The organism is Kribbella sp. NPDC006257 (genome assembly GCF_040613535.1).
Taxonomy (GTDB): Bacteria; Actinomycetota; Actinomycetes; order Propionibacteriales; family Kribbellaceae; genus Kribbella.
Genome location: NZ_JBEXSJ010000012.1, coordinates 128,413 through 154,310, shown reverse-complemented (window position 1 = coordinate 154,310; position 25,898 = coordinate 128,413). Strand labels below are relative to the sequence as shown.

Here is a 25,898-nt window from a genome sequence, read left to right as displayed (position 1 = left end):
CCGGCCCGCGTAAGGTGCTGGAAGCCACATCCCAACGACGCGTGAGGCGGACAATGACGGAGAACTCTCAGACCGTGGCCAGGCGAACGGTGATCGGTGGGGCCGCCGCGGCGCTGACCGCGGCCGGCTTCCAGGCGGTCCCCTCGTACGCCGGTCCGCAGGGCGCCCAGCAGCCGAAGACGGTCCGGCTGAGCGTGCTGGGCACCACCGACCTGCACGGCAACGTCTTCAACTGGGACTACTTCAAGAACGCGGAGTACGACGACACCGCCCACAACGACATCGGGCTGGCGAAGATCTCCACCCTGGTGTCGGCGTACCGCAAGCAGGTCGGCCGGCACAGCCCGGCCCCGCTGATGCTCGACGCGGGAGACACCATCCAGGGCACCCCGCTGGCCTACTACTTCGCCAAGATCCAGCCGATCACCGGTGGTCACGTCCACCCGATGGCCGCCGCGATGAACGCGATCGGGTACGACGCCGCCGCGCTCGGCAACCACGAGTTCAACTACGGGCTCGACATCCTCCGCAAGTTCCAGCAGCAGCTGGAGTTCCCGCTGCTCGGCGCGAACGCACAGGACTGGACGACCGGGTTGCCCGTCTTCCCGCCGTACGTGCTGAAGCGGGTCCATGTCCCCGGCGAGCGCCCGATCACCGTCGGCATCCTCGGCCTGACCAACCCCGGCATCGCGATCTGGGACAAGGCGAACGTCGAGAACAAGATCAAGTTCGGCGGCATCGTCGAGCTGGCCAAGCTCTGGGTGCCGTGGGTCCGCAAGGCCGGCGCCGACGTGGTGATCGTCGCGGCGCACTCGGGGATGGACCTCTCCTCGTCGTACGGCGACGCACTGCCGGTTCCGGAGAACGCCTCGGTGCTGATGGCCGAGACCGTCCCCGGGATCGACGCCGTCCTGGTCGGGCACGCGCACCTGGAAATCCCCGAGCGGCTCGTCACCAACAAGGTCACCGGCCAGCAGGTCGTGCTGACCGAGCCGCTCAAGTGGGGTATGAGGCTCTCGGTCATCGACCTGGATCTGCAGAAGGTGCGGGGCTGCTGGAAGGTCGTCGGCCGGCACAGCCAGGTGCTGAACGCGAACACCGTCGAGGCCGACCCACACGTCACTGAGCTGCTGAAGGCCGACCACGACAAGGTCGTCGGCTACGTGAACGCGAAGATCGGCACTTGCACCGAGGCGATGTCCGCCGCGACCGCACCCTGGGAGGACACGGCGGCGCTCGACTTCGTCAACTTCATCCAGGCCGACGCGGTCAGCAAGGCACTCGTCGGTACGCCGCAAGCCGCGCTGCCCGTGCTCGCCATCGCGGCACCGTTCAACCGGGCGGCGGCGATCCCGGCCGGTGACGTCTCGGTCCGCGACGTAGCCGGTCTCTACATCTTCGACAACACCCTGCTCGCGGTGACGATGACGGGTGCGCAGATCACGGACTACCTGGAGTTCTCGGCGACGTACTTCAAGCAGGTCAGCGGCCCCGGTCCGTTCTCGGCCGACCAGGTGACCAACGCGGTGACGCCGACCGCTCCGGGCGGCACGCCTGACTACAACTACGACATCATGGGCGGGCTGACCAAGCCGCTGGCGTACAAGATCGACATCGCCAAGCCTGCCGGTTCACGCATCACGGATCTCACGTACGACGGTGCGCTGGTGACCGCCGACCAGCAGTTCGTCGTCGCGGTGAACAACTACCGCCAGTCCGGCGGCGGCAACTTCCCACACGTCAAGACCGCCCCGGTCGTCTACAACCGCCAGGTCGAGATCCGCCAGCTGATGATCGACTACGTCACCGCCACCGGCGAGGTCGATCCCAGCACCTTCCACACCACCGACTGGTCCCTCACCTCAGGAGGAGCCCCCATCGTCGTCAACGCCTGACAGCAGTTGCGCCAGGAGCTGATAGGTCCGCAGCCGATCCGCCGGATCGTGGGTGAGGACGTTGACGATCAGCTCCTGAGTGTCGTGCGTCCGGGCAAGGTCCATCAGCACCGGGTGGACCCGGTCCGGCGTACCGGCGATCAGGGCTTTGCTGTGGTACGACAGAGCGCTGTTCGGAGCGGGCGACAAGTTGCTGTAGGCCCTCATCGACTCCTGTCCCGGTCCGGGATTCAGGAAGTGCGCGAACGCGTACGACGTACCGGTGGTTGCCGCGAGTGCCGCCGACGAGCCGCTCGCGCCGAGCACCCAGAGCTGCAGGTCGTCGCCGAACCACTTCTTCAGATCGGCCACGTCCTGCGGAAAGCTCTCCGCCGGTCCACCCGCCCGGCCGAGTCCGAGGTCGACCCTGCCGGGGTAGACGTCGGCCAGAATGCTGAACACTTCGGCGACTTTTCTGACCGGGTACCGCGGCAGCAGCACGCCACCCGAGCCCACTTGCAACCGCCGCGTCGCGCCCAACAAGACTGGGACAAGGATCTCGGGAGCAGTCCCCGCAAACCCCGGCGACCCATGATGCTCAGCCACCCAGTATCGCGTCACCCCGAGTTCGTCAGCCGCCTCGGCCAACTCAACCGAAGCCCGCAGGGCCTCAGCTGCCGTACTGCCCTCACCAATCGGCGATTGGTCCAGGATCGACAGCCGCGGGGCCACGAACGGCTGCCGATCCTGGGTGGCGTCGGGGCGGGTCATGCCCCGACGCCGCTCATGGTGGCCGGGACGATCCGGTAGTCGGCCTCGAAGACCAGGTTGTGCAGGTCCGCCGCCGCGATCGCCCGTAGCGTCGGCAGCTCGGCCAGCGCCTGCTCAGAGGTGAACACGTTCAACGGCCACTCGCCGACCGTCCCGCCGCTCAGATGCGGGTGATGGAACCCTCGCCCGTAGTGCGCCCGGATCGCGATCGGGTTGATCCCGGCCGCCCCCTGCTCGGCCCACGACAGCGCCCAGATCGCCGCGAGCCCGCCGTCCGGCGTACTGCCGAGCCCGGTCGCGGTAACAGTCCCGGTGCCGAGCAGCAGATCCGCGTTCAGTTCGTCGAGCGCCTCCCGGGCGACCGGGTCGAGCAGTTCGACCGTGGCGGCGAACAACGCTTCCTTCTCGGACCGGGTCACCGCGGTCTCGCCGTGCGACCGGTCCCGGAGGTCCGCGAAGTGCCGCAGCAAGGCCTCGCTGTGCGGGTGTGTCATGACATCTCCTTCCGAGGACTCAACTGCAGAAAGGCCGAACCGATCCAGTCCCGCATCGGCCCGGGCGCCAGGATCGCGCCGTGTGGAACGCCCGGCAGAACTTCCAGCCGTACTGCGACTCCGTCCGCGAGCAGCCGCATCGCGTACTCCTCCACGTCGTCGCGCACCGGGTCGTACTCGCCGACCACCAGCAACGCCGGCGCAGTACCACTCAGGTCGTCAGCCTCGAACGGAGTGCTGTAGCCGACCCCTGCTCCAGCACCCAGATACGCCTGCCACGAGTCCCTCAGCCCTTCCCTGGTAGGAAAAACCGCCGACCCGTACGACGCTGCGCCGCACTCCGGATCCATCGGGGGATAGGCCAGCACCTGGCCGGCCAACTGACGTCCCTGGTCGCGCCAGCTCAAAGCAGCGCACGCAGCGATCGTGCCACCCGCACTGTCTCCGCCGACCGACACGTCCTCGTCACCCGCCTGATTCGCAACCCACTCCAGCACGGTGAGGACATCCTCGAGGGCGGCCGGATGTGGATGCTCCGGAGCGAGCCGGTAGTCGACGCTGACCACGGTGGCGCCGGTGAGCCGGGCCAGGTCGGCACAGACTTCGTGCCACCCGGCCGCGGACCCCCGCGTCCAGCTGCCGCCGTGCGCCCACACCAGCCAGCCCTGCCACGCATCGACCGGGCGGTAGATCCGGGCGGGGACCTCCTCGATCAGCAATTCACCCCACGAGATGCTCAAGCGCGCTTGCCGCGCCGCAGGAACACGGCGACCAACGCGGCAGCGACCAGGCAGAGCGCGGTGTTGACCCAGATCGCGGTGGTGACACCGCTGAGCACGGTCGACGGGTTCTCGCCGCCGAGCGAGGTCACCCGGGCGGTCGCGATCGCGCTCATGATCGGGATCCCCATCGTGATGCCGACCTGCTGGCTCATCGTGGCCAGGCCGGTCGCCAGCCCCTGCTCCTCGTTCGGCAGGCCGGTGGTCGCGGTGACCATGAACCCGACGATCGCGATCAGGTTGGCGACTCCGCCGACGAAGGTGGCGACCAGCAGCAGGGCCATCCAGGACGAGTCCTGACCGAGCAGTACCAGCGAAAGGGTGGCGACGGCCTGGATCAGGAAGCCGATCACGATCGCGCTCTTCGGGCCGACCCGGCCGATCACCTTCGGCGCGACGATGCCACCGATCACGGTACCGGCGCCGAGGACGGCGAAGGACAGACCGGCCTCGAGCGGCGAGAAGCCGAGCGTCTTCTGCAGATACAGCGTGAGCAGGAAGACCAGCGAGGTCTCGGTGATGAACGCCAGCAGGCCGGCGAAGTTGCCCCAGCCGATGTTCGCGCGGCGCAGGATCGCCACCGGGACCAGCGGGGCGGCGACCTTCTGCTCGACCACCCAGAAGATGCCGAGCAGGACGATGCCGGCCACCAGTGAGCCGAGGGCGGTCGTGTCGGTCCAGGACTTCTCGCCGGCCCGGGTGAGGCCGAAGACGACCGCGAGCAGACCCAGCGTCACCGTGATGGCTCCCGGTACGTCGAGCTTCGGCCGCTCGGCCGGACGGCTCTCGGACAGCACCATCGGGGCGAGCACCAGGACGGCGAGGGCGACCGGGACGTTGATGAAGAAGGCCCAGCGCCAGCTCAGCAGATCGGTCAGCACGCCGCCGAGGATCGCGCCGGTGGTGAAGCCGGCCGCCATCAGCGCGCCGTTCAGGCCGAGCGCCTTCTCCCGCAGCTTGCCCTCCGGGAAGGAGGTGGTGAGCAACGACAGTGCGGCGGGTGTGACCGCCGCGGTCGCGAGACCCTGGGCGACCCGGGCCGTCAGCAACATCGCCGGCGAGGTCGAGATCCCGCCGACCAGCGAGGCGATCCCGAGCAGCGCCATCCCGGTCAGGAACAGCCGGCGACGGCCGAAGAGGTCGGCAACACGACCGAACAGCAGGGTGAAGCCCGCGGCGCAGAGCGCGAACGCCGTCGCGATCCACTGCAGGTTCTCCAGGGTGAACCCGACGTCGGCGCCGATCGTCGGCAGCGTGACGTTGAGGATCGAGAAGTCGACGGCGAGGGTGAAGCCGGCCGTCAGCAGCAGCACGAGCGCCAGCCGCTGTTTGCCCGACATCCGTGCTTCGGGAACGCTCTGGGTCGCGAGCTCCGGTGGGGTGCTTTCGTCAACGGTGGACATGCAGGTGAACCTCTCAGTAGGACGTGCTCCTGCCAGCACGATCCCGGCACCGGGACAGATCAACCAGAACCCTGTGCTGCCCACTACTGGTTTGCCTAACACTCGGAGGGACAGTCAGAACGGCCGAGAATAGGAGACGATGAACCTGCCGTTCTCGACGAGGCGAGCGGCGCCCTGCCCGGACGCCCTACCGCCCAAGGAGAATCCGGTGAACCTAGTGTCCCGTAAGCGTTATAGCTTGACGCTACCGACGCCCAGGCGCGCACCTCGCGGCAGCGGAGGAAAGGCCACGATGGAAGAGCATCGAGGCCTTCCCTCCGCCACCGCGATGCACACACCTGAACGCCGCTATCGTTCAAGCTATAACGCTTACGGGACACTAGCCCTGCTCGCGTTGGCCATAGGCGCGTTCGGCATCGGTACGACGGAGTTCGTCATCGTCGGCCTGCTGCCGGACATCGCCACCGATCTGGCCGTCACCATCCCGACCGCCGGACTGCTCATCTCCGGCTACGCGCTGAGTGTGGTGATCGGCGCGCCGCTGATGACGCTGGCCGGGTCGCGGCTGCCGCGCAAGACGATGCTGGTCGGCCTGATGAGCGTCTTCATCCTCGGCAACGTGCTCTGCGCGGTGGCCGGCAACTACCCACTGCTGATGGCCGGCCGGGCGGTGACGGCGTTGTGCCACGGTGCCTTCTTCGGGATCGGCTCGGTGGTCGCGGCCAATCTGGTCGCACCCGCCAAACGGGCCAGTGCGATCGCGCTGATGTTCACCGGCCTGACGATCGCGAATGTGCTCGGCGTCCCGATGGGGACCGCCCTGGGTCAACATTTCGGCTGGCGGTCCACTTTCTGGGCGGTCGCCGGAATCGGTGTCCTAGGTGTCATAGGTTTGATCACCATGGTGCCGCGACAACCACCCGAGACGGTGAGTGTCCGCGGCGAGCTGGCCGTATTCCGCAGACCACAGGTGTGGCTGGCATTATTGATGACCACCCTCGGTTTCGCCGGCGTATTCGCGTCGTTCACCTATATCGCGCCGATGATGACCGGCGTGGCCGGATTCAGTTCCGGTTCGGTGACCTGGCTGCTCATCGTGTTCGGGGCCGGACTGTGTCTCGGGAATGTCGTCGGCGGAAAGGCTGCGGACCGCAACCTGATGCCGAGTCTCTATGTCATTCTCGGGCTATTGGCAGCGGTATTGCTGTTGTTCACCTGGACGGCGCACAGCAGGCTGCTGTCGGTGCCGACGATCCTGTTGTTCGGCGCGGCCGGGTTCGCCACCGTGCCGGCCCTGCAGATGCGGGTGATGGACAAGGCAGCCGGCGCTCCTGCGCTCGCTTCGGCGGCCAACATCGCCGGGTTCAACCTGGGCAACGCGATCGGGGCCTGGCTCGGCGGTCTCGCGATCGACGCCGGACTCGGCTATACCGCGCCGAACTGGGTCGGTGCCGGGCTGGCTCTGGCCGGCCTCGGGGCGGCAGTGTTCTCGGGTGCCCTCGATCGACGTCCGGTGCTGACCGGTCCGCCCGAGCGGGTGGTATTACCGGTTGAATGAAAACTGAACCGAATTAAAAGCCGTTGGTGATCCAAAAGGGGATCTCCGACGGCTTTTTCATGTGCTTAAAACAAATGCGCCGGTGGGATTTCTTGTCGAGCTGTTCCATCGTGACTTTCGTCACAATCGCATTCCTGAAGTTTGCTTGACGACGCTGTCATCAAACCGTGATTCTTGTATCGCGGTGAGTGATTGACCGTATCTCCGCTGGGGGCGGGTGATTGTTTCGATTGTGTAATTCCGACAATTCATTCTGAGCGAGGGATAGACCTATGCCTGAAACAGGTGTGCAGCGTAGATCCGTTCTGTTCGGCGCCGCCGCGGCCGCGGTCGGGGGCGCCGCCGTCGCCGCGCTGCCGACGGGAGCCGACGCGGCGCCGGCGCACGCAGTACCGGCGGGTTCGAAGGTTCTGCCGGGCGACCCGCGGTACCGGGAGTTGTCCCGGGGCAACAACCAGCGGTTCGTCGCGCAGCCGGAGTACATCCGGATAATCACCTCCGCGCAGGATGCCGAGGACGCGGTGCGCGAAGCGGTCCAGGCCGGCAAGCGGGTCTCGATCCGCGGTGGTGGGCACTGCTTCTCCGACTTCGTCTGCAACCCGGAGATCGAGGTCGTGCTGGATGTCTCCCAGCTGACCCGGGTCTACTACGACCAGGTCCGCCGCGCGTTCGCGGTCGAGGCCGGTGCCCGGTTGATCAACGTCTACGAGTCTTTGTTCAAGGGCTGGAACGTCACCATCCCGGGCGGCATCTGCTACAGCGTCGGCGTCGGTGGCCACATCTCCGGCGGCGGCTACGGCCTGCTGTCCCGGGCCCACGGCCTCACCGTCGACCACCTGTACGCCGTGGAGGTGGTGACCGTCGGAGCGAACGGCAAGGTTCGCACGGTCGTCGCGACCCGGGAGCCCAACGACCCGAACCGCGATCTCTGGTGGGCCCACACCGGCGCCGGCGGCGGCAACTTCGGTGTCGTCACGAAGTACTGGTTCCGCTCGCCGGGTGCCAAGGGCTCCAAGCCCTCGGACCAGTTGATCAACCCGCCGTCGACCGTGCTGATCAGCGCGATCGAGTTCCCGTGGGACCAGCTGACGCCGGAGAAGTTCCACCGGCTGCTGAAGAACTTCGGCGACTGGCACCAGCGCAACGCCTCGCCGAACTCGCCGAACGTCCAGCTGAGCAGCCTGTTCAACGTGAGCTCCAAGGCGCACGGCAGCCTCGGCATGTTCACCCAGGTGCCGAACGACAACCCCAACGCCCGGCAGATCCTGGACGACTACCTCGAGGCCATCACGAAGGGCGTCGGCATCACCCCGCAAGAGGTCACCAAGCCGCTGGCCGAGGTCGGCATCCTGTCCGGCTTCGCCGAGCCCCGCGAGCTGCCCTGGCTGCAGGCGACCCGGCTGGTCGGCACGAACAACCCGACCATCACCAACCCCACCTCACGCGGGGTGCACAAGTCGGCGTACATGCTGAAGAACTTCACCGACGAGCAGATCGCGGCCGTCTACAAGCACATGACCCGGCCGGACTTCCAGAACCCGGACACCATGCTGGTGCTGTTCTCCTTCGGTGGCCAGGTGAACGCCGTCAAGGAGGACGCGACCGCGAACGCCCAGCGGGACACGATCTTCAAGATGTGCTTCCAGACGTTCTGGGAGAAGGAGTCCGACGACCAGTTCTACGTCGGCTGGGCCCGGGACATCTTCTCGGAGTTCTTCGCCGCGACCGGTGGCGTCCCGGTGCCGGGCACGGGCGCGGACGGGTGCTACATCAACTACCCCGACAACGACATGGCCGACAGCACCCACAACCGGTCCGGGGTGCCGTGGTCGACGCTGTACTTCAAGGGGAACTACCCCCGACTGCAGCAGATCAAGCGGCGGTACGACCCGACCAACTACTTCCGCCACAAGCTCTCCATCGAACCGGTCTGATCAAGGCCGGGTCGGGGAGGAGTCCAGCTCATGAGTGCCTGCCAGCAGCAACCGGAGCGCGGCTTCGGACGGCGTACCGGGCTGGGCGCTGTACATCAGGATGCGGTGCGCGGAGTCGTCGGGCAGCTGGGCCACCTCGAAGGAGAGCTCCAGCTGGCCGACCACCGGATGCTGGAACTGCTTCATCCCGAAGGTGCAGTTCACCACCGGGTGGCGCGACCAGAGCTCGGCGAACTCGGTGCTCTTCATCGACAGCTCGCCGATCACCTCGGCCAGGTGCAGGTCGTTCGGGTGCCGGCCGGCGATCAGTCGCAACGACGCGACCGACCGCTTCGCCTCCTCGTCCCAGCGCGCGTAGAGCTCACGCGTGTGCGGGTCGAGGAAGAGCATCCTCGTCAAGTTCGGCCGGGTCTCCGCGGAGTACGGGCTGTCGGCGTCGTAGTGGCCGGCCAGCAGCTGGTGACCCAGGTCGTTCCAGGCCAGCACGTCGCTGCGCCGGTCCATCACCACGGCCGCGATCCCGTCGATCGCCTCGATCAGTTGCTTGGTGGCCGGTCGCGCGGTCTCCGGTTTGCCCGGCGTCCGCCGTTTGCGCCGGGTCGGCCGGGCGAGATTGCGCAGGTGCGTCGTCTCGTCGTCGCTGAGCTGCAGGGCGCGGGCGATGGCGTCGAGGACGTCGTCGGACGCGTTCTGGCTCTGGCCCTGCTCGAGCCGGGTGTAGTACGCGACGCTGACGCCGGCCAGCTGGGCCAGCTCCTCCCGGCGCAGGCCGGGCACCCGGCGAGCTCCGTAGGAGGTCAGGCCGACGGCTGACGGCTGCAGCCGCGCGCGCCGCGTGCGGAGGAATTCGCCCAACTCAGCAGGTTTCTCCATAACGGCCAGTATGCCCGGGGTCGCCGGACCGAGCCTGACCCTGCCAGTACAAGTCAAACGCTTCGATAACCACACCCGCCCTCCCGACCGAGGCCGCGCGGCGATCCCGCACGGCCGGAACCAGGAAGAATCATGCGCAAGGTAGCCGTCGTCCTCGGGACCCGCCCCGAGGCGATCAAGTGCGCGCCCGTGATCCGGGCGCTGCAGGACGACCCGCGGTACGAACCGCTGGTGCTCTCCACCGGTCAGCACCGCCAGATGCTCGACGAGACGCTCGCCGCGTTCGGGCTCAAGGCCGACGTCGATCTCGGGGTGATGACCGACAAACAGACGCTGTCCCAGGTCACCCATCGGGCGCTCAGCGGACTCGCGGGTCCGTTGAGCGACGCCGGCGTGGAAGCGGTGATGGTGCACGGTGACACCGCCACCACCTTGGCCGGCGGTCTGGCCGGTTTCCACCACCAGATCCCGGTCGTGCACATCGAGGCGGGGTTGCGCAGCGGCAACCTCTACTCGCCCTTCCCGGAGGAGGCGAACCGCCGGCTGGTCGCGCAGATCAGCGAACTGCACCTCGCGCCGACGCCCGGCAACTACGCCAACCTGATCCGCGAAGGCATCAACGAGTCCAAGATCGTTGTCACCGGCAACACGGTGATCGACGCGCTGCGCTGGGCCAGTGGCCAGGCGGTCGACTACGGTCACCCGTCGCTGGAGGACCTGGACGAGGACCCGCGCCGGGTGATCCTGGCCTCCGCCCACCGGCGTGAGTCCTGGAGCAAGCTGGACGAGATCGGCGCCGCGATCCGCGAGATCGCGACGACGGAGAACGTGCGCGTCGTCGTACCGCTGCACCGCAATCCCGTGGTCCGCAAGGCGATGCTGGCCGAGATCGACGGGCTGCCGACCGTCGATATCGTCGACCCGCTGCCGTACGTGTCGTTCTGCCGGCTGATGCTGCGCAGCGACATCATCCTGTCCGACAGCAGCGGCGCCGAGGAAGAAGGCCCCGCGCTCGGCAAGCCCACGCTCGTACTCCGCGACATCACCGAACGCCCCGAAGCAGTAGCCGCCGGTACTGCGCGGTTGGTGGGCCGTACCCGCGAACGGATCACCGCCGAGGTCCGCGGCCTGCTGCACGACCAGGACCGCTACACCCGGATGTCCACCGCGGCCAACCCGTACGGCGACGGCAAGGCGACCGATCGCGTGGTCGGCGCGCTCGCCCATTTCTTCGGCGACGGCCCGGCCGTGCTGCCGTTCGTCCCGGGCCACCGGATCCTGGCCGCGCCGGAGCCCATCAGGTCGGTGGCCTGATGACCCGGCTCGCGTTGTCGAACCGGTTCGTCGAGGCGTCGTACGTCGAACAGCCGAAGGACCACCCGATTCCGGAGCGCTCGATCGTGGTGAATCCCGGGCTGACCCCGGTCTGGGTGGGGGAGGACCCGGTCCGCTACATCCCCGCCTTCTCCTCCACCGTGCTGCGCGACACCCGGGTCGAGAGCGGTGACTCGGTGCTGGTCTTCGAGATCCTTGCCGAGGACAACATCTCCGCGATCGCGCACGAGCCGGGCTGGCACCTGTTCGCCGATCTGCTGCCCGGATTCCCGCGGGACACGTTGCTTTACCGGGGTCCGCTGGAGGATCTCGGGATCGTCGAACTCGACCAGGGCCTCGCCCTGGGCTCCGTCGCCACCGGCGTAGCGCCGTTCCGGCTCTCGGTGAACCTGTGGTTCGCGCCGGCCGGGACCGACTGCGCGATCCACAACGAGCACGACTTCATCGAGATCCACTCACAGCTGCACGGCTACGGGCGGATGCAGAAGTTCAAGGAGCGCGACCACGCCACCTTGTACGAGGACCTGCGGATGAGCCCCGGCCACACGCCGCCGGTGCCGTTCTGCCGCAGCGTTCCGGGCGGAGGTTTCGCCTACCCGTGGCACCAGTACCGGGCCGATTCGGACTGTGTCTGGCTCGCCGTCGAATTCCACGCTGTCTGATTGTCTGAAGGAGTTTTGATCATGGTGACACCGCCCCGATTCACCGCCGAGATCGTCGCCGGGCAACTGCGCGACGGCTACTGGCTGGAGGCGCCGGACATCACCGGCGACGGCAGCCCCGACCTGTTCGGCTACGGCCTGCGCCTCGGCGAGATCTACTGGTACGCCAACGAGCCCGGCTGGCCGCGCAAGCTGATCACCGACGGCTACCGGATGCCGGTCGGCGCCGACTTCGCCGACATCAGCGGCAACGGACACCCCGACGTCGTCGTCTGCTACGAGCTGTACGGACCGATCGGGACGATCCACGACCCGGACGAGGTCGGCGGCAAGATCGACTGGATCGAGAACCCCGGCGACGCCGGCAAGTCCGACGAGCGTTGGAAGAAGCACTACATCGGCCGGGCGACCGGGATGCACCGGCTCCGGGTCGGCCACTTCACCCAGACCGAGCGGCTCGAGGTGATCGGTCTGCCGATCGTGGCGAAGGCCGACGTCCACGCAGTACTGCCTGTTGTGCTGTTCACTCAGCCTGATGATGTGTTCGGTGCCGCTGAGTGGGACAAGACGATCATCGACGACACGTCGTTCCGGATGATCCATGGTGCGGAAAAGCGGAAGGGTCTGATCCCCGGGTCCGAATTGGAGTCCGTACTGCTGGCGTCGGACGAAGGCGTGACGTGGCTCTGGTACGACGAAGCGCAGGGGGCGTGGCGCAAGGAGCTGATCGGGACCGGTGAGTTGACCCAGTTCGAGGAGACCGGGTTCCGTGGGAGCGGGGATCTCGATGCGGGTGGTCTCGGTGGCCAGCCGTTCGCCTACGTGGCGGCGATCGAGCCCTTCCACGGCAACACCGTCGGGGTCTATGTGAAGGACGCCGACGGGGTCTGGCAGCGGACCTTGCTCGACGTGTACGGCGACCCGAACGAGAACGGTGAAGGGCCTGGCCATCAGATCGTCTGCGCGGACTTCGACGGTGACGGGGACGACGAGTTCCTGGTCGCGCTGCGTGGACCGTGGCCGTGGCAGGGCGTCATGTACTACAAGGCGATCGACGCGGCGCGCGGTATCTGGGCGAAGTGGCGGGTGGCCGACGAGTCGGTGGCCCGGATCGCGACCGCGGACTTCAACGGCGACGGCCGGCTCGACTTCGCGACCATCGCGTACTCCGTACAGAACTACTACGTCGCCAAGGACGCCAAGGTCATGGTCTACCGCAACGGAACCCCTCAGGCGGCCGACGATGTCAGCTGAAACCGCTCCTTCCGAAACCGCCGCGACCACCGCCCCGGCCGCGGCGTCCACCAAACGACCACCGCTTCATTCGCTCACCGGGTTGCGCTTTCTCGCCGCCCTCCTGGTGTTCTTCTTCCATCTCACGCTGTCGAACTCGCCGGTGCCGCCGAACAGCCCGGTGAACCCGTTCGCCGACGAGCGGCTCGCGTCGTTCCTGGAGACCCTGTTCAGCAAGGCCGGTTACCTCGGCGTCTCGTTCTTCTTCGTGCTGAGCGGCTTCGTGATCACCTGGTCCGCGACGCCGGGCGAGGGCGCGCTGCCGTTCTACCGGCGCCGGTTGCTGAAGATCTTCCCCAACCACCTGGTCATGTTCGCAGCGGCGATGCTCCTCTTCGCCGGTGCGACCACCCGGCCGGGTGCCTGGATCCCGAACATCTTCCTGCTGCACTCGATGTTCCCGCAGGGCGATGTCTACGTCAGCGTCAACCCGCCGTCGTGGACGCTCTGCAGCGAACTGCTCTTCTACCTGTCGTTCCCTTCCTGATCAAGCCGATCAAGCGGATCGCGGCCAACCGGCTGTGGCTGTGGACCGGCGTGATGGTGGTCGGTATGGTCGGTGTCCAGCTCGTCACGCAGTACCTGGTCTCCGACTCGCCGAAGTCCCCGATCACGCCGATCTCGGTGACGCAGTTCTGGTTCGGTTACATCTTCCCGGTGCCGCGGCTGTTCGAGTTCGTCGTCGGCATGCTCGTCGCCCGCGCGGTGATGGCCGGCCGGTTCCCCCGGATCGACATCCGCTGGTCGATCCCGGCGATCGTCCTCGGCTATGTCGTTGCCCTGAAGGCCCCGTTCGTCTATGGCTTCTCGGTGGCGTCGATCCTGCCGATCGTGCTGGTCATCGGTGCCTTCGCCACCGCCGACATCCGCGGTGAACGCACCGGCGTGAACAACAAGACCTGGCGCTGGCTCGGGGAGATCTCGTTCGGCTTCTACATCTGCCAGGGCGTGGTCATCTTCTACGGCCGCACCCTGTTCGGAGCCGATCCCTTCAGTACGCCGGTCGCCGTCCTGGTCGCAATCGCCTTGTTCATAGCGACTCTGCTCGCAGGCTGGGGACTACACGCCCTGGTGGAACGCCCGATGATGCGCCGCTTCGCCAGACCCCGCACCCGGGTCGCCGCTCAGGCATAGGCGGTGTGGTCTTGCCGTAGATCCAGGCGCGGAAGTACTGCGTGAGGTCGCGCCCGCTGACCTCGTTCGCGACGTCGATGTAGTCCTGCGTACTGGCGTCGCGGTCGCGATAACGGTCGAAGAAGGTCTGCTCGATCCTGCGGAAGGTGGGATCGCCGACGAGGGTGTCGAGCCCGGTCAGCATCAGCTGGCCGGGTACGTCGGTGTCGAAGAGCACGGCGAGCTGGTTGTTCAGCTGTCCCATCGGTCCGGCCTGGCTCCGCGACTGCTGGTCGGCCTCGTAGAGATCCTTGGGTTCCTGATCGAGGTTGGTGAAGCCGCGCGACGCGTCGTACTTGCGCTCGTAGTACCGGGCATGTCCTTCACTGATCCACATGTCGTCCCAGCTGCGGACGGAGACGGCGTCCCCGAAGTACTGGTGGGTCATCTCGTGAACAGCGTCCCTGCCTCGTCCTTCGCGGCCAGCGAGAGTGGGAGTCCGAAGGTGGACAACCCGGCCGTCTCCAGCGCGACCCCGTCGTACGGGCTGGTGAGGCCGAGCACGCCGTACTGCTCGTAGGGGCAGCCCGTGGGGTCCGGTCTGTTTGATCGTGCGGAACTTGCCGACAGCGATGGCAACGACATCGGTCTTGATCGGGTGAGCGGTCCGGTAGACCCAGGTCGTCGTGGCGCCATGCCAGTACTTCGCTTGCAGGCGGCCGCTTGCCACCCCGGTCCGGTCGTTCGGCGCCGTGATCCGGAGCGTGTACTGCGCTTTGTCGCTCGGGTGGTCGTTCGACGGGAAGACCACGTGCTCGCGATTCGGCTGGCCCATCACGCCGAATCCGTCCGGGGTCTCGTTCCAGACGGTGAACGGGCTGGGGACGCCCGGCGGCAGGTCGAGGCCGGGGGAGACCGGATTCTGCGAGCGGTCGGCGGTGTAGACGACGCGGACAGTGAACGGCAGGTACTTGTACAGCGGCCGGGCCGGCGTGATGGTCAGCTTCTCCTTGGCCAGTTTGTACTGCGCCGGCCGTCCGTCGACGGTCACCAAACTGATCTGCTGACCCGCCGAGTCGAGACTGAAGCTCGACAGCGACTGGGTCGCTCGCGCCCGCATCGTGACGCTCGCGGGCATCTTCGTGGTGCCGGTCCGGTAGTCGAGGCTGACGTCGTAGCTCAGCGCGTCGTAGCCCCCGTTGCCGAGCCCGGGGAACAGCCGGTCGTTGAGCGTGCTCGCGCCGGGCCTCGGCGCTGCGGCCTCGGCGGCCGGGATGCCGATGGGGAGAAACAGAACGGTTGCCGCGAGCAAGCTTCCGGTCCGGAGCGTCGTCTTCGTTGCCATGCGCACCAGCCTGCCGTTTTGCGTTGCGGATTTCCTCCGCCTACAGGCGGAACCTCTGTAGTGCCAAAGTGTTAGATGGGGTTCGGCCTATCGTCTGAGGCGGTCCGGGGCCGCAGGCTCTACGGTTGGTGTCATGCGGCTCTCCTGATGGGACGGCAAGCGCTGGGTGCTTGCGGTCGACGTCCTGCTCGCCGCCGGGCTGACCGTGCTTCCGTTCCTGAAGGACAAGCTCGTCGGAGCCGCGTGAGCATCGCCGTCATCGCGATCTGGCCGGCACCCAATCACCGGAACGTCGGTTGGGTCGAGCTGCACGCGACCTCCGGGCTGTTCGTCGCCGTGCCGATGTTGCTGGGCCTCTGGGTCTTCCAGCGCCGTGCGTTGCTGGTGGCGTTGCGCGAGCGTGCCGAGCAGGCCGAGCGGGAGCGCGATCTGCGGGCCGAACGGGTGGTGGTCGCCGAACGCCGCCGGATCGCGCGCGAGATGCACGACGTGGTGGCGCATCGGGTGAGCGCGATCGCACTGCAATCGGGGGCGCTGACGATGACCGCTCCCGACGAACACACCGAGCAGGTGGCCGAGGTGATCCGGCGGACCAGTACGGCGGCGCTCACGGAACTCCGCGAGATTCTTCAGGTACTACGGGAGGAACAGCCGGGGGAGCCGGGGCATGTGGCTCCGTCGCTGGGCGCGGTACCGGTGTTGGTGTCCGAGGCCGCGAGCAGCGGACTAGTGGTGTCCTTGGAGCTGCCTGATCCGGTGCCCGAGGTCGCACCCGCGGCCGGGCGAGCGGCGTACCGGGGTGGTGCAGGAGGCGCTGACGAACGCGGCCAACCACGCGCCCGGGGAGGCGGTCTCGGTCGGATAGTCGAGCTGGTCACGAAGTACGAGCCGGATCTGGTGCTGACCGATATCCAGATGCCGGGGGTGAACGGGATCGAGAGGTCGTCCGCCGGGTGGCCGCGCTGCCCGACCCGCCGCCCGTCGTGGTGCTGACCACCTTCGACCTGGACGAATATGTCTACGAGGCGCTGCAGGCCGGAGCGAGCGGCTTCCTCCTGAAGGACATCGCCCCTCGCGCCCTGATCGAGGCCGTCCAGACCGTCGTCGCCGGCGAGGCGATGCTCTCCCCACGCATCACCCGCCGCCTCATCAAGGCCTACACCGACACCCGCCCGGCCCCGACCGTCCCGCCCGCCTTGTCCGCCCTGACCCCACGCGAACTCGAAGTCGCCATCACCGTCGCCGAGGGCCTCAGCAACGCCGAGATCGCCCGCAAGCTCTCCCTGAGCGAGTCCACCGTCCGGCCTGGCCTGACGCTGTCTTGTAGTCGATTTGATACTGAGCGTATTCGAACATAGTATCGATTCATGAGCAGGCTTCCGAGCGATGAACCAACAGACGGGCCGCACCATGCGGTGCCGCTAGGCCGCGCGCCATTGGAGCGCGCGCCGCTGGGTTCGACTGGGGAGCCTGCTGGGCGGTCGCGGCGAAAGAGTCTTCTGCGTCATGACATCGCCGACGATCCCGGCCAGGGCGTCGCACTGTACGAGGCGCTCGCTGCGCAGAACACGTCCTCGTTGTCTGCCGACGAGTGGGCGGATCGGATCGAAGCCATCGAACGGGTCAAGGCCCGGCTAGCCGCCTGGGAAGCCGAAGGCATCGCCGGGTTCGACGACGCCCTGCACGGCAACTCAGCCGATCTCGGCCACCGCTATCCGGAACCGGGCGACCGCCCCGCGGCGCCGGGAGAGCGCCGCTGGGGTGCCGGGGATCTGCGGTCGGTCTCTGACGAGCTCGCGTTGATTCTGAACCTGCGCAGGCCTCATGCCACGGCCCGGATCCATACCTCCTGCGAACTCGTCCACAACTTCCCCGTCACCCTGCACGCGCTGAGCGAGGGCTGGCTGATCGAACGTGCCGCCTTCACCATCGTCGGAGAACTCTCAGTCCTCGAGGACATCAATGATCTCCGCGCCGCCGAGACCGCTGTGTTGGCCTGGGCCCGCACCCACCCGTTGACCGACCTCAAGAAGGAATGCCAACGCCAAGCCGCCCGCCGGTCCCCGGCTGCCAGCACCAACCGCCACCGACGCGCCCATGAGGAGCGCTCCGTGCGGATGATCCCCGACGGCGACGGCCGCGCAGTCTTGGTCCACGACCAGGACGCTGTGGATGCTGCCGCGATCATGACCAGCCTGTCGAGGGCAGCCGCTCGCGCCCGCCGCAACGGCGACCCCCGCAGCAGCAACCAACTCCGCGCCGACATCGCCCTCAGCCGCCTCCTCCGACGCGCCAAGCGCACCAACCCAGCCTCTGTCGTCGACGAACCGGCCATTCCAGGCAACTACCCGGCCACCACCGAGCAGTCCGGCACCGCCGCCGAGGAACCGCTTCGCCGCAATGACCACGCTGACACCGTCTCCAGCGACGACCCCCACGACCTCACGCCACCCAACGCCACCGAACCGCCCTACGACCTCCAGGCACCTGCCCCCACCGAACCGCCCTACGACACCAGCCACGAACCGCTGGACAACCATGCCTACGAACTCGACGACGACCGCGGCAACCAATGGGTCGACGACCATGCCTACAAGGCGGACGGCGACCATGCCTACAAGGCGGACGGCGACTGTGGCTTGGAACCGCTAGACGACCGTGGTTTGGAGCCGGTGGGCGACTGTGGCTATGAGGCGCCCGAGGACTACTCGGGGGTCGGGCACTCGGACGGCGACCGCGCCGACGACTTCGAAGGAACCGGCGAGCCTGATCCTGAGCTCGTGGACGAGACATTGATCGGGGCCGAAGCGATGGTGGTGATCCACGCGACCGCTGCCGAGGTGAACGCGTTGATCAACGGCAAAGCAGCAACCGGCGGAGAAGCCGACCACCACGGCCCCATCCCGCAAAGCACCCTCCGCAAGCACCTCATCAAGGCCATCACCCAAGGCCTCCTACCGAACCTCCCCGCCACCCCCACCAGCCCGCACCCCGGCGCAACCACCCGCCGCCCCCGCACCGCCTTCGGGATCGAACTGCGCATCACCGACCAGCCACCACCCAGCGATCCCGATCGCTATACGCCCTCGGCTGCGTTGGACAGGTATGTCCGGTGGCGGGATCGGACCTGCCAGTTCCCGGGTTGCAACCGGCCGGCGGAATTCGCTGACCTCGACCATCGGATCCCGTTCGCGGTCGGTGGGCGCACGACCGCGGCCAACCTGTGGTGCCTGTGCCGTCACCACCACCGCCTCAAGCACGAAGGCGGCTGGCAGATCCATCCCAACCCCGACGGCAGCTACACCTGGACCAGCCCCACCGGCCGCAGCTACCGCAACAACGCCACCATCTACCAGCCACCCGACCCCACCGATCAACACCCGCCGCCCGAGCGCAACCACCTACCACCCGCCACCTGACCGCGGTGGGGCAGACCGGTCCGCCTGGCTCTATTGACTAGTGGGTGCGGGCGAAGGTCACCGGGGCAACCGTTTCGCTTGCGGTTGACCCGGTGACCGTCGAGGTTGGCTAGCGACCTGGCCAGCCGGTTGGCGCGGCGGACCAGATTCGTGTCGGTGTGGATCCGGTCTGCTGCGAGTTGAAGTCGTAGATCGCTCGTGCGTACTGCCCACTCGTCCGGCGTACGCGCCCATCGATCCCACGAGATCGTGCACCCAGCAGTCGACTGTGATTCAGGAACCTTTGGAAATGCAGCCTGCTCTAGCGGCGCCCAGCTAGAGCGACGGTACAGGCGCTCATCCACGCCGTTTTGAAGAACTTTCGTGTGACGTCTGGCATGAATCCTCCTCAGGCCAAGGCCTGACCCTGTGAGTTTGACGAGGCGTCGGCGCCGACGCTTGCTGACACTGGGACTGCACCAAGACAGTCGTGCTGTGAGCCTCGCCGAGTACGACGGTGAGTTCGTCGTACGCCGCATCAGGATCTGCCAGCACCTGCTCGATCCGCACCCTGAGCCGCCTCAACCGATCCGTCAACTGGCCGACGAGTTGATCCAGACCACCATCTGCGTCGCGGCCCTCCAGGACTCGAAGGGACTCCTAGTTCTAGGGAAAGATCACCCGGCCGGTTCCTTGCAGGAGTCCGACGTAGAAGGCGTCGACTCTGGCGATCTTGGACATCGCGGATCGGAGGTATTCGAAGGCGACGTAGCTCTCGCGTCCCTCTGCCTCGGCGAGCCTGGCCAGCGCCTCCCGTAGTACGGCGGCGATGCGCACGGTAAAGCGAGGTCCCCCCTCGGCCATCTGTCGATGGAAACACAGTCGGCCACGACCTGGCTACGGTCCGAGAGCGGGGTCGGGGCTCTTGACGGTGGTGCAGCTAAGTGATTTAGTCAGTTCGTGACTTACTCAGTGGTGGGCGGGGCGGCGAGTCTGTCGGATCGGTTGACCGAGGCGATTCTCGGGATCATCCGGGACCGGAAGCTGGCGCCTGGGGATGCGATTCCGTCGGCGCGGGAGTTGGCGAAGCGGTTCGAGATCACCACGCCGACGATCCGGGAGGCGCTCCGGAAGCTGGAGGCGACCGGTGCGGTCGAGTTCCGGCACGGCTCGGGGACCTATGTGGGGCCGACGATCAACAACGTCGTGCTCGCCAATCCCCACCGCCCACCCATCACCAAACAGTCGGTGTTGCAGTTGATCGGCGCCCGCCTCCTGATCGAGCCGGCCGTCGCCCGTCAGTCTGCGGTGGCACGCCAGCCTGAGAACCTGGAGCGGTTGGAAGCCTCGGTGACGAATGCGTTGACGCCGCCTGGGGGACAGCCGTTTGCGTTGAACTTTCATGTGGAGTTGGCGGCGGCAAGTGGGAACCCGGTGGTGGAGGAGTTGCTGGCATCCCTGCTGAAGGTGCGGACCAGGGAGCAGCAGCAGATCCGGCAGCTGTACGACAACCGCAAGCGGGACTACGAGGAGCACCGCGCGATCTTCGAAGCCGTGCAAGCTGGTGATGCCGCAGCAGCCGAGCAGTTGACGCGCGAGCATCTCGATCACATCCGGCAGGCGATCGAGGCCGCGACCTTTCCGGAGTTGCCGTGAGCAACAAGCTGGCAGAGATGACCACCGACCAGGCGCGCGACGCCGTCCGCACCTCGCCGCTGATGATCATCCCGGTCGGCGCTCAGGAGCAGCACGGCGGCGGGATGGCGATGTCCACCGACATCGTCCGCGCCGAGGGTCTCGCCGAGCTGGTAGCCGAGCGGCTGGAAGGTCGTGCGGTGATCGCGCCCTCGGTCAACTACGGCGTCTCCCCGCATCACATGGCGTTTCCAGGCACGGTGACGTTGTCCCCGGCAACCTTTCAGTCCGTACTACGTGACGTCGTCGCCAGCCTGCACCAGCATGGCTGGAAGCAGTTCCTCGTCATCACCGGGCACGGTGGGAACAACGCCGCGTTGTCCGTGCTCGCCCAGGAGTACCTGCTGGAACCCGAGCTCACCTTCGCGTGGACACCCATCACGCCGCTGGTCTCGGACCTGATTGCCGGGATGGAGGTCAGCCAGGTGCACGGTCATGCCGGCGAGGCCGAGACCGCGCAGATGCTCTACCTCGCACCCGAGCTCGTCCATCCCGAGCGCCTCGAGCCCGGGGCGACCGAGCTCGACGAGCTAGCTCCGAAGGCCCGATTGTCCCGGCAGGCGCAGGGTCCGCGTCTGTCCGTCGGGTTCGACGTGTATCACAAGCGTGGCGTCCTGGGAGATCCCCGACGGGCCACTGCCGAGGACGGCCGTCTCCTGGTGGAGACCGCCGCCGACCGGATAGCCGCCTTCGCCGACGAACTGCTCTCGGCCTGACCCCTCTGCACCGAACCGTCACTGGAACTGCCCGATGCGTTCCAGGCGCGAGCCTGCCCGCCCGCAGGCCGCCCGCCCGAGGAGGCACCCTGATGAACCTCGCACGCCCGAAAACCCCGACCAAGGCGCAGCGCACAGCGATCGCCGCCCTGATGGCCGCGGCCGGCCTGGTGACCGCCGCAGCCGCCACTCCGTTGCTCCCAGCAACTGCCGCGCCGGTAAGTCATTCAAGTAAAGGCTGTGGGGTGGCAACCGCACAGGCACCTGGAACCGGAGCGGACTACGAACTGGTGAGCGGCGGGTTGACCCGGACCTACCGGCTGCACCTGCCCCCGCAGTACGACAAGAAGAAGGCGTCGCAGTTGATCGTGGTCTACCACGGTCGGGGCAAGACCGGCGCGTTCACCGAGGCGTTCTCGGATCTCTCCAAGCTGAACGCGATCGTTGCCTACCCCAACGGTGTTGTCGGTGACGAGGACAAGCAAGCCTGGCAGGGTGCTCCGTATGCGGCCAAGGGCGTGGACGACGTGAAGTTCACCAACGACCTGCTGGACTCGCTCGAAGCCTCGTACTGCGTCGACACCGACGCGGTCTACGCCACCGGGAAGTCGAACGGCGCCGGGTTCACCGGCATTCTCGCCTGCCGGCTGGCCGACAGGTTCGCCGCGATCGCACCGGTGAGTGGTGCGTTCTACATCGAAGGCACCCGGTGTGCCCCGAGCCGCCCGGTCCCGGTGCTCGACATCCACGGCACCGGTGACACGACCATCCCGTACGGCGGCGACGGCGAGCGCGATCTCCCCAGCGTGCAGACCTGGGTGCGCGACTGGTCGGTGCGAGATCACTGCAGTCCGGAGCCGAAGGTGACTCAGCAGGGCGACGACGTCCTGACCTTTACCTACAAGGGTTGCCGAGCGGACGTAGTACACGTTGCTGTCACTGATGGCGGACACAGCTGGCCGGGGTCTGACAGCTCATCCGGCCCTGGATATGTCACGCAGACTTTCGAGGCGCATGAGCTGATCGGTGCCTTCTTCACAGCGCACAAGATGAGGCACTGAGATGACGGCGACGGCGACCGAGAAGCAGGAGCTGCCCCGGCTGGTCAGGGGGATGGCGGTGATCGAGCGGGTCGGGAACGCATTGCCGCATCCGTTCTGGCTGTTCTGGATCCTGTCCGCGATCCTCGCCGTGGTCAGCGCGATCCTGGCCGCGCTGGACGTGTCGGTGGTGTCGCCGAAGGACGGCAAGATCGTCGCTGTGCAGAACCTGCTGTCCGGCGACGGCCTGCAGATGGCCGTCTCGACAGCGATCTCGAACTTCGCGGAGTTCCCGCCGATGGCCACCATCGTGGTGGTGATCATGGGCGTCGCGCTGGCCGAGCGGACCGGGTTCCTGCAGGCGGTGATGCGGGTCAGCGTCTCCCGGGTGCCGACCTCGATGGTGGTCTTCGCGGTCGCCTTCGCCGGCACGATGGCCCACGTGGCGAGCGCCGCGGCGTACATCATCCTGGTTCCGCTGGGTGGGTTGGCATTCCGGGCCGTCGGGCGGTCGCCGATCCTCGGGATCGTGGTCGCGTACACGGCGATCGCGTCCGGGTACGACGCCAGCCCGATCCCGACGCCGAACGACGCGATCTTCGCCGGCATCACCACGGCCGCGGCGAAGACCGTCAACCCCGACGCCTACATCTCGCCGCTGTCGAACTGGTTCTTCAACATCGCCTCGTCGGTGCTGCTGGCGTTGGTGATCACGCTGGTCACGAGGCTGGTGCTGAACAAGCGGACGGATCTCGAACCGGACGCCGACGCGGAGCTCGACGACCTGGAAGCCCTGCAATTGAAGGACAACGAGCGTCGCGGGCTGCGCCGGGCCGGGATCGTCTTCGGAGTAGCGGTGGTTGCGATCGTCGCGGTCATGGTTCCGCACGATTCACCGCTCAGAGGGGAGAACGGCAGCATCGTGGAATCGCCGTTCCTGGACGGCATCGCGATGGTGGTGGCGGTTCTGTTCGGCCTGGTCGGCATCACGTACGGCGTGACGGTGGGCGCGATCAAGAAGGGCGGCGACGTCCCGAAGCTGATGGCCGAGGGCATCAAACAGATGGCGCCGGTGCTGGTGCTGTTCTTCGCGATCGCGCAATTCCTGGCGTACTTCAGCTGGAGCAAGATCGGTGATCTGCTGTCGGCCGAGTCCGCCCGGCTACTCGGCGATCTCGGCGCCCCGACCGTGGTGATCTTCCTCGGCATCCTGGTGCTGCTGACGCTGATCAACATACCTGGTCACCAGCGGTTCGGCGATGTGGGCACTGACCGCGCCGATCCTGGTGCCGATGATGCTGCTGCTGAACGTGCCGGCCGAGACCACCCAGGCGCTGTTCCGGATCGCCGACTCGGGCTCCACCGCGATCACGCCGATGAGTCCGTACTTCGTGATGGCGCTCGGGTTCCTGCAGCGGTACCGCAAGGACGCGGGGGTCGGCACGCTCGCGTCGTACACGGTGCCGCTCGCGATCGCGATGACGATCGCCTGGACGCTGTTGTTCCTGGCGTGGTGGGCGCTCGGGATCCCGCTCGGACCCGGTGCGCCGGTCAGGTAGTGACGGTCAGGTAGTGACGGTCAGGTAGTGACGGTCACCCCGGCTGCGGCCAGGTCGACCAGGGTCTGCGACGTGCTGGCCGGTGCCACCCCAGCGGTGAGCCCGGCCAGCACCGTCGTACGGAAGCCTGCCGCGTTCGCATCGAGCGCGGTCGCTCGCACGCAGTAGTCGGTCGCGATCCCGCAGACGTCGACCTCGGCGACGTCCCGCTCGCGCAGCCAGTCGGCCAGGCTGCGGCCGTCCTGCGCCTTGCCTTCGAAACCCGAGTACGCCGCGGCGTACTCGCCCTTGTCGAAGATCGCGTCGAACGGCTGCGGGTCGAGGTTCGGGTGGAAACCGACGCCGTCGGTGCCGGCCACGCAGTGCCGCGGCCAGGAGTTCACGAAATCGGGCGTCTCGGAGAAGTGGTCGCCCGGGTCGATGTGGTGATCCCTGGTGGCGACGACGTAGGAGTACCTGTGCTCGCCCGGCTCGGCCTCGTGCCACTCGTGCAGCAAGGTGCCGATGCGGAACGCCACGTCGGCCCCGCCGCTGACCGCCAGACTCCCGCCTTCGCAGAAGTCGTTCTGCACATCCACCACAATCAACGCCCGAGCCATCCCACACGCTCCTTCGCCGGTGTCCTGCCCCTCACGGTACAAGCCCGGCTGTCCGGAAGCTGTCAGGTCGCGTCCCCGGCGGCGTGGATCAGCCACGATGACCGCATGAAGCGTGCCTGCATGGTCCTGGCCCTGGGGTTGGCTGTCGGACTCGCCGGGTGCTCCGGCGGCGGAGACGACTCCGGGTCCTCGACACCGACGAACAGCACTGCAAGCCCGACCCCGACCCCGACTCCAACGCCGACCCCGACCGCGAACCCGACAAAGGCGAAGGCGACGCCCAAGCCGAAGCCGCCCTTGAAGGGGCAGCCGATGACGGCGAAGGACGGGCGGAAGACCTCGCGGTGCCTGAAGAAGAGTTGCGAGGTGCTGGTCTCGACCGGCAACCAGTTCCGGCTCAGCACCCGGACGGGGCTGTCCACGGTGGTGATCGAGGCGGTCGACGCGGCCACGGGCTGTCGATCGGCGTGTACGGCGACTCTGGTTTCCAGGCTCCCGGAGTCACCAGCGGCCCGAATCCGACGCAGGGATCGATCATGACCTACAACGGAGTGAGCTTCTTCCTGGTCGCGATCTCCGGCAGATCCCTGGTTCTGCGACTGATCCGTTAGAGGCGGCCTGTCTCAGAGAATGCACCTCGAAACGGAGGTTGTTTCTCTGGCCTTAGGGTGAGTGAGTGACAGGGGTGCAGCAGGTTGCGGTGGTTGCCACCGGGCTTCTCGCTGGGGTGCTGACCTCGACCGTCGGGGTGGCGTCGCTGGTGAGTTTTCCGGTGTTGCTTGCGCTCGGGATGCCGCCTGTTGTGGCGAACGTGTCGAATACGGTCGGCCTGATCGCGGGGAGCCTCAGCGGAGCCTTCGGCTACCGCCGCGAATTGAGGGTGAAGCCCCGGCTGGCATGGTTCGTCGTGATCACCTGTACTGCGGGCGCGGTGGTCGGCGCGGTCCTGCTGCTCTGCCTGCCGTCCGCGGTCTTCGAAGCAGCCGTCCCCTGGCTGATCATCGTTGCCTGCTTGACGGTTGGCGTCCAGCCGTGGATCGGCCGGTGGGTCCGCCGCAACGACGAGCCCGGCGGACGGCGTACGGGATTGTCGCCCGGTACGACGTTCTTCGCCGCGCTGACCGGGGTCTACGGCGGGTACTTCGGGGCGGGCGCCGGGGTGATGATGATCGCGGTGCTCAGTGTCGGGCTGGATCTGGATCTGCGGATCGTCAATGCGCTCAAGACGCTGGCCCTGCTGGTCGCGAACATCGTCGCCGGCCTGATCTTCGTCTTCCTCGCCGACGTGGACTTCACGGTGGCCGGCCTGCTGGCGGCCGGCTCGCTGCTCGGCGGGTATCTGGGGGCCCATATCGGCCGTCGCCTGCCGCCGACGCTGCTCCGGATCCTCGTCGTCGCGGCGGGCCTGGTCACGGCGATCACCTTGTTCTGACCCTCAACTGTGTGGAATTTTGTCG

At 67.2% G+C, this 25,898-nt stretch carries 25 protein-coding genes and 1 pseudogene; 17 read left to right on the top strand and 9 right to left on the bottom strand.

Going from position 1 to position 25,898, the window contains the following annotated elements; genetic code table 11:
• The first annotated feature begins 53 nt into the window (after nucleotides 1–53).
• Nucleotides 54–1,895: a 5'-nucleotidase C-terminal domain-containing protein gene (locus ABZ004_RS17215; protein WP_355680841.1), complete on the top strand. Its 1,842-nt coding sequence runs from the start codon at nucleotides 54–56 to the stop codon at nucleotides 1,893–1,895.
• Here ABZ004_RS17215 and ABZ004_RS17210 read toward each other — a convergent pair.
• The 4 genes from ABZ004_RS17210 to ABZ004_RS17195 are packed head-to-tail and all read right to left on the bottom strand — an operon-like array spanning nucleotide 1,863 to nucleotide 5,321.
• A complete protein-coding gene (locus ABZ004_RS17210) occupies nucleotides 1,863–2,645 on the bottom strand; it encodes an MsnO8 family LLM class oxidoreductase (protein ID WP_355680840.1) in 783 nt (260 codons plus the stop codon). The two genes, ABZ004_RS17215 and ABZ004_RS17210, sit on opposite strands and share 33 nt — an antisense overlap.
• A complete protein-coding gene (locus ABZ004_RS17205; protein WP_355680839.1) occupies nucleotides 2,642–3,139 on the bottom strand; it encodes a hypothetical protein in 498 nt (165 codons plus the stop codon). Before ABZ004_RS17205 ends, ABZ004_RS17210 begins: the two co-directional genes overlap by 4 nt.
• Complete coding sequence (locus tag ABZ004_RS17200; RefSeq protein ID WP_355680838.1) at nucleotides 3,136–3,879, bottom strand: alpha/beta hydrolase; 744 nt, start codon at nucleotides 3,877–3,879, stop codon at nucleotides 3,136–3,138. The genes ABZ004_RS17205 and ABZ004_RS17200 overlap by 4 nt, the downstream gene beginning before the upstream one ends.
• Nucleotides 3,876–5,321, bottom strand: coding sequence for an MFS transporter (locus ABZ004_RS17195; RefSeq protein ID WP_355680837.1), 1,446 nt, complete (start codon nucleotides 5,319–5,321; stop codon nucleotides 3,876–3,878). Before ABZ004_RS17195 ends, ABZ004_RS17200 begins: the two co-directional genes overlap by 4 nt.
• A 292-nt stretch (nucleotides 5,322–5,613) precedes the next feature.
• Between ABZ004_RS17195 and ABZ004_RS17190 the strand changes: the two genes are divergently transcribed.
• On the top strand, nucleotides 5,614–6,879 hold the full coding sequence (locus ABZ004_RS17190) for an MFS transporter (protein ID WP_355680836.1): 1,266 nt from the start codon (nucleotides 5,614–5,616) through the stop codon (nucleotides 6,877–6,879).
• A gap of 272 nt (nucleotides 6,880–7,151) precedes the next feature.
• A complete protein-coding gene (locus tag ABZ004_RS17185) occupies nucleotides 7,152–8,813 on the top strand; it encodes an FAD-binding oxidoreductase (RefSeq protein WP_355680835.1) in 1,662 nt (553 codons plus the stop codon).
• Here the strand turns inward: ABZ004_RS17185 and ABZ004_RS17180 are convergent, their stop codons facing one another.
• Nucleotides 8,814–9,686, bottom strand: coding sequence for a helix-turn-helix transcriptional regulator (locus ABZ004_RS17180; protein WP_355680834.1), 873 nt, complete (start codon nucleotides 9,684–9,686; stop codon nucleotides 8,814–8,816).
• 132 nt (nucleotides 9,687–9,818) lie between these two features.
• Here ABZ004_RS17180 and wecB point away from each other — a divergent pair, with 132 nt between their 5' ends.
• Genes wecB through ABZ004_RS17155 form a run of 5 tightly spaced genes read left to right on the top strand, consistent with a single transcriptional unit; the run spans nucleotide 9,819 to nucleotide 14,110 of the window.
• A complete protein-coding gene (gene wecB / locus ABZ004_RS17175; protein ID WP_355680833.1) occupies nucleotides 9,819–11,000 on the top strand; it encodes a UDP-N-acetylglucosamine 2-epimerase (non-hydrolyzing) in 1,182 nt (393 codons plus the stop codon).
• Nucleotides 11,000–11,683 carry a hypothetical protein gene (locus ABZ004_RS17170; RefSeq protein ID WP_355680832.1) on the top strand — a complete coding sequence of 228 codons (684 nt, stop codon included), beginning with the start codon at nucleotides 11,000–11,002 and terminating at the stop codon, nucleotides 11,681–11,683. Before wecB ends, ABZ004_RS17170 begins: the two co-directional genes overlap by 1 nt.
• Nucleotides 11,684–11,704: 21 nt before the next feature.
• Nucleotides 11,705–12,937 carry a VCBS repeat-containing protein gene (locus ABZ004_RS17165; protein WP_355680831.1) on the top strand — a complete coding sequence of 411 codons (1,233 nt, stop codon included), beginning with the start codon at nucleotides 11,705–11,707 and terminating at the stop codon, nucleotides 12,935–12,937.
• Nucleotides 12,927–13,463 carry an acyltransferase gene (locus tag ABZ004_RS17160; RefSeq protein WP_355680830.1) on the top strand — a complete coding sequence of 179 codons (537 nt, stop codon included), beginning with the start codon at nucleotides 12,927–12,929 and terminating at the stop codon, nucleotides 13,461–13,463. Before ABZ004_RS17165 ends, ABZ004_RS17160 begins: the two co-directional genes overlap by 11 nt.
• Complete coding sequence (locus tag ABZ004_RS17155; protein ID WP_355680829.1) at nucleotides 13,415–14,110, top strand: acyltransferase family protein; 696 nt, start codon at nucleotides 13,415–13,417, stop codon at nucleotides 14,108–14,110. The genes ABZ004_RS17160 and ABZ004_RS17155 overlap by 49 nt, the downstream gene beginning before the upstream one ends.
• Here the strand turns inward: ABZ004_RS17155 and ABZ004_RS17150 are convergent.
• Nucleotides 14,007–15,434, bottom strand: coding sequence for a M1 family aminopeptidase (locus ABZ004_RS17150; RefSeq protein WP_355680828.1), 1,428 nt, complete (start codon nucleotides 15,432–15,434; stop codon nucleotides 14,007–14,009). The genes ABZ004_RS17155 and ABZ004_RS17150 overlap by 104 nt on opposite strands.
• Before the next feature lie 243 nt (nucleotides 15,435–15,677).
• Here ABZ004_RS17150 and ABZ004_RS17145 point away from each other — a divergent pair, with 243 nt between their 5' ends.
• Genes ABZ004_RS17145 through ABZ004_RS17135 form a run of 3 tightly spaced genes read left to right on the top strand, consistent with a single transcriptional unit; the run spans nucleotide 15,678 to nucleotide 18,853 of the window.
• Nucleotides 15,678–16,427: a histidine kinase gene (locus ABZ004_RS17145; protein ID WP_355680827.1), complete on the top strand. Its 750-nt coding sequence runs from the start codon at nucleotides 15,678–15,680 to the stop codon at nucleotides 16,425–16,427.
• Nucleotides 16,388–16,792: a response regulator transcription factor gene (locus ABZ004_RS17140; RefSeq protein ID WP_355680826.1), complete on the top strand. Its 405-nt coding sequence runs from the start codon at nucleotides 16,388–16,390 to the stop codon at nucleotides 16,790–16,792. The genes ABZ004_RS17145 and ABZ004_RS17140 overlap by 40 nt, the downstream gene beginning before the upstream one ends.
• Nucleotides 16,793–16,801: 9 nt before the next feature.
• On the top strand, nucleotides 16,802–18,853 hold the full coding sequence (locus ABZ004_RS17135) for a DUF222 domain-containing protein (protein ID WP_355680825.1): 2,052 nt from the start codon (nucleotides 16,802–16,804) through the stop codon (nucleotides 18,851–18,853).
• Nucleotides 18,854–19,498: 645 nt separating this feature from the next.
• On the opposite strand, the gene ABZ004_RS17130 is transcribed toward ABZ004_RS17135, so the two are convergent.
• Nucleotides 19,499–19,696 (bottom strand): hypothetical protein, encoded by a 198-nt coding sequence (locus tag ABZ004_RS17130; protein WP_355680824.1) that lies wholly within the window; start codon nucleotides 19,694–19,696, stop codon nucleotides 19,499–19,501.
• Nucleotides 19,697–19,792: 96 nt separating this feature from the next.
• On the opposite strand from ABZ004_RS17130, the gene ABZ004_RS17125 reads away from it, so the two are divergent.
• From ABZ004_RS17125 to ABZ004_RS17105, 5 genes and pseudogenes are all read left to right on the top strand, one after another.
• Nucleotides 19,793–20,488 (top strand): FCD domain-containing protein, encoded by a 696-nt coding sequence (locus ABZ004_RS17125; protein ID WP_355680823.1) that lies wholly within the window; start codon nucleotides 19,793–19,795, stop codon nucleotides 20,486–20,488.
• Nucleotides 20,485–21,243, top strand: coding sequence for a creatininase family protein (locus ABZ004_RS17120; protein ID WP_355680822.1), 759 nt, complete (start codon nucleotides 20,485–20,487; stop codon nucleotides 21,241–21,243). Before ABZ004_RS17125 ends, ABZ004_RS17120 begins: the two co-directional genes overlap by 4 nt.
• Nucleotides 21,244–21,335: 92 nt before the next feature.
• Entirely contained in the window at nucleotides 21,336–22,304 is a 969-nt protein-coding gene (locus ABZ004_RS17115) for a PHB depolymerase family esterase (protein ID WP_355680821.1), read from the top strand.
• A gap of 1 nt (nucleotide 22,305) precedes the next feature.
• Nucleotides 22,306–23,460 (top strand): annotated as a pseudogene (locus tag ABZ004_RS17110) (AbgT family transporter); the annotation flags it as partial.
• 82 nt (nucleotides 23,461–23,542) lie between these two features.
• Nucleotides 23,543–23,842, top strand: coding sequence for an AbgT family transporter (locus ABZ004_RS17105; protein WP_355680907.1), 300 nt, complete (start codon nucleotides 23,543–23,545; stop codon nucleotides 23,840–23,842).
• Nucleotides 23,843–23,862: 20 nt separating this feature from the next.
• Here ABZ004_RS17105 and ABZ004_RS17100 read toward each other — a convergent pair whose 3' ends face one another.
• Together ABZ004_RS17100 and ABZ004_RS17095 are read right to left on the bottom strand one after the other, a co-directional pair.
• Nucleotides 23,863–24,441, bottom strand: a complete 579-nt coding sequence (locus ABZ004_RS17100) for an isochorismatase family protein (protein WP_355680820.1) — start codon at nucleotides 24,439–24,441, stop codon at nucleotides 23,863–23,865.
• A gap of 62 nt (nucleotides 24,442–24,503) precedes the next feature.
• On the bottom strand, nucleotides 24,504–24,893 hold the full coding sequence (locus tag ABZ004_RS17095; protein ID WP_355680819.1) for a hypothetical protein: 390 nt from the start codon (nucleotides 24,891–24,893) through the stop codon (nucleotides 24,504–24,506).
• A gap of 224 nt (nucleotides 24,894–25,117) precedes the next feature.
• Between ABZ004_RS17095 and ABZ004_RS17090 the strand changes: the two genes are divergently transcribed.
• On the top strand, nucleotides 25,118–25,873 hold the full coding sequence (locus tag ABZ004_RS17090; RefSeq protein ID WP_355680818.1) for a sulfite exporter TauE/SafE family protein: 756 nt from the start codon (nucleotides 25,118–25,120) through the stop codon (nucleotides 25,871–25,873).
• Nucleotides 25,874–25,898 lie beyond the last annotated feature (25 nt).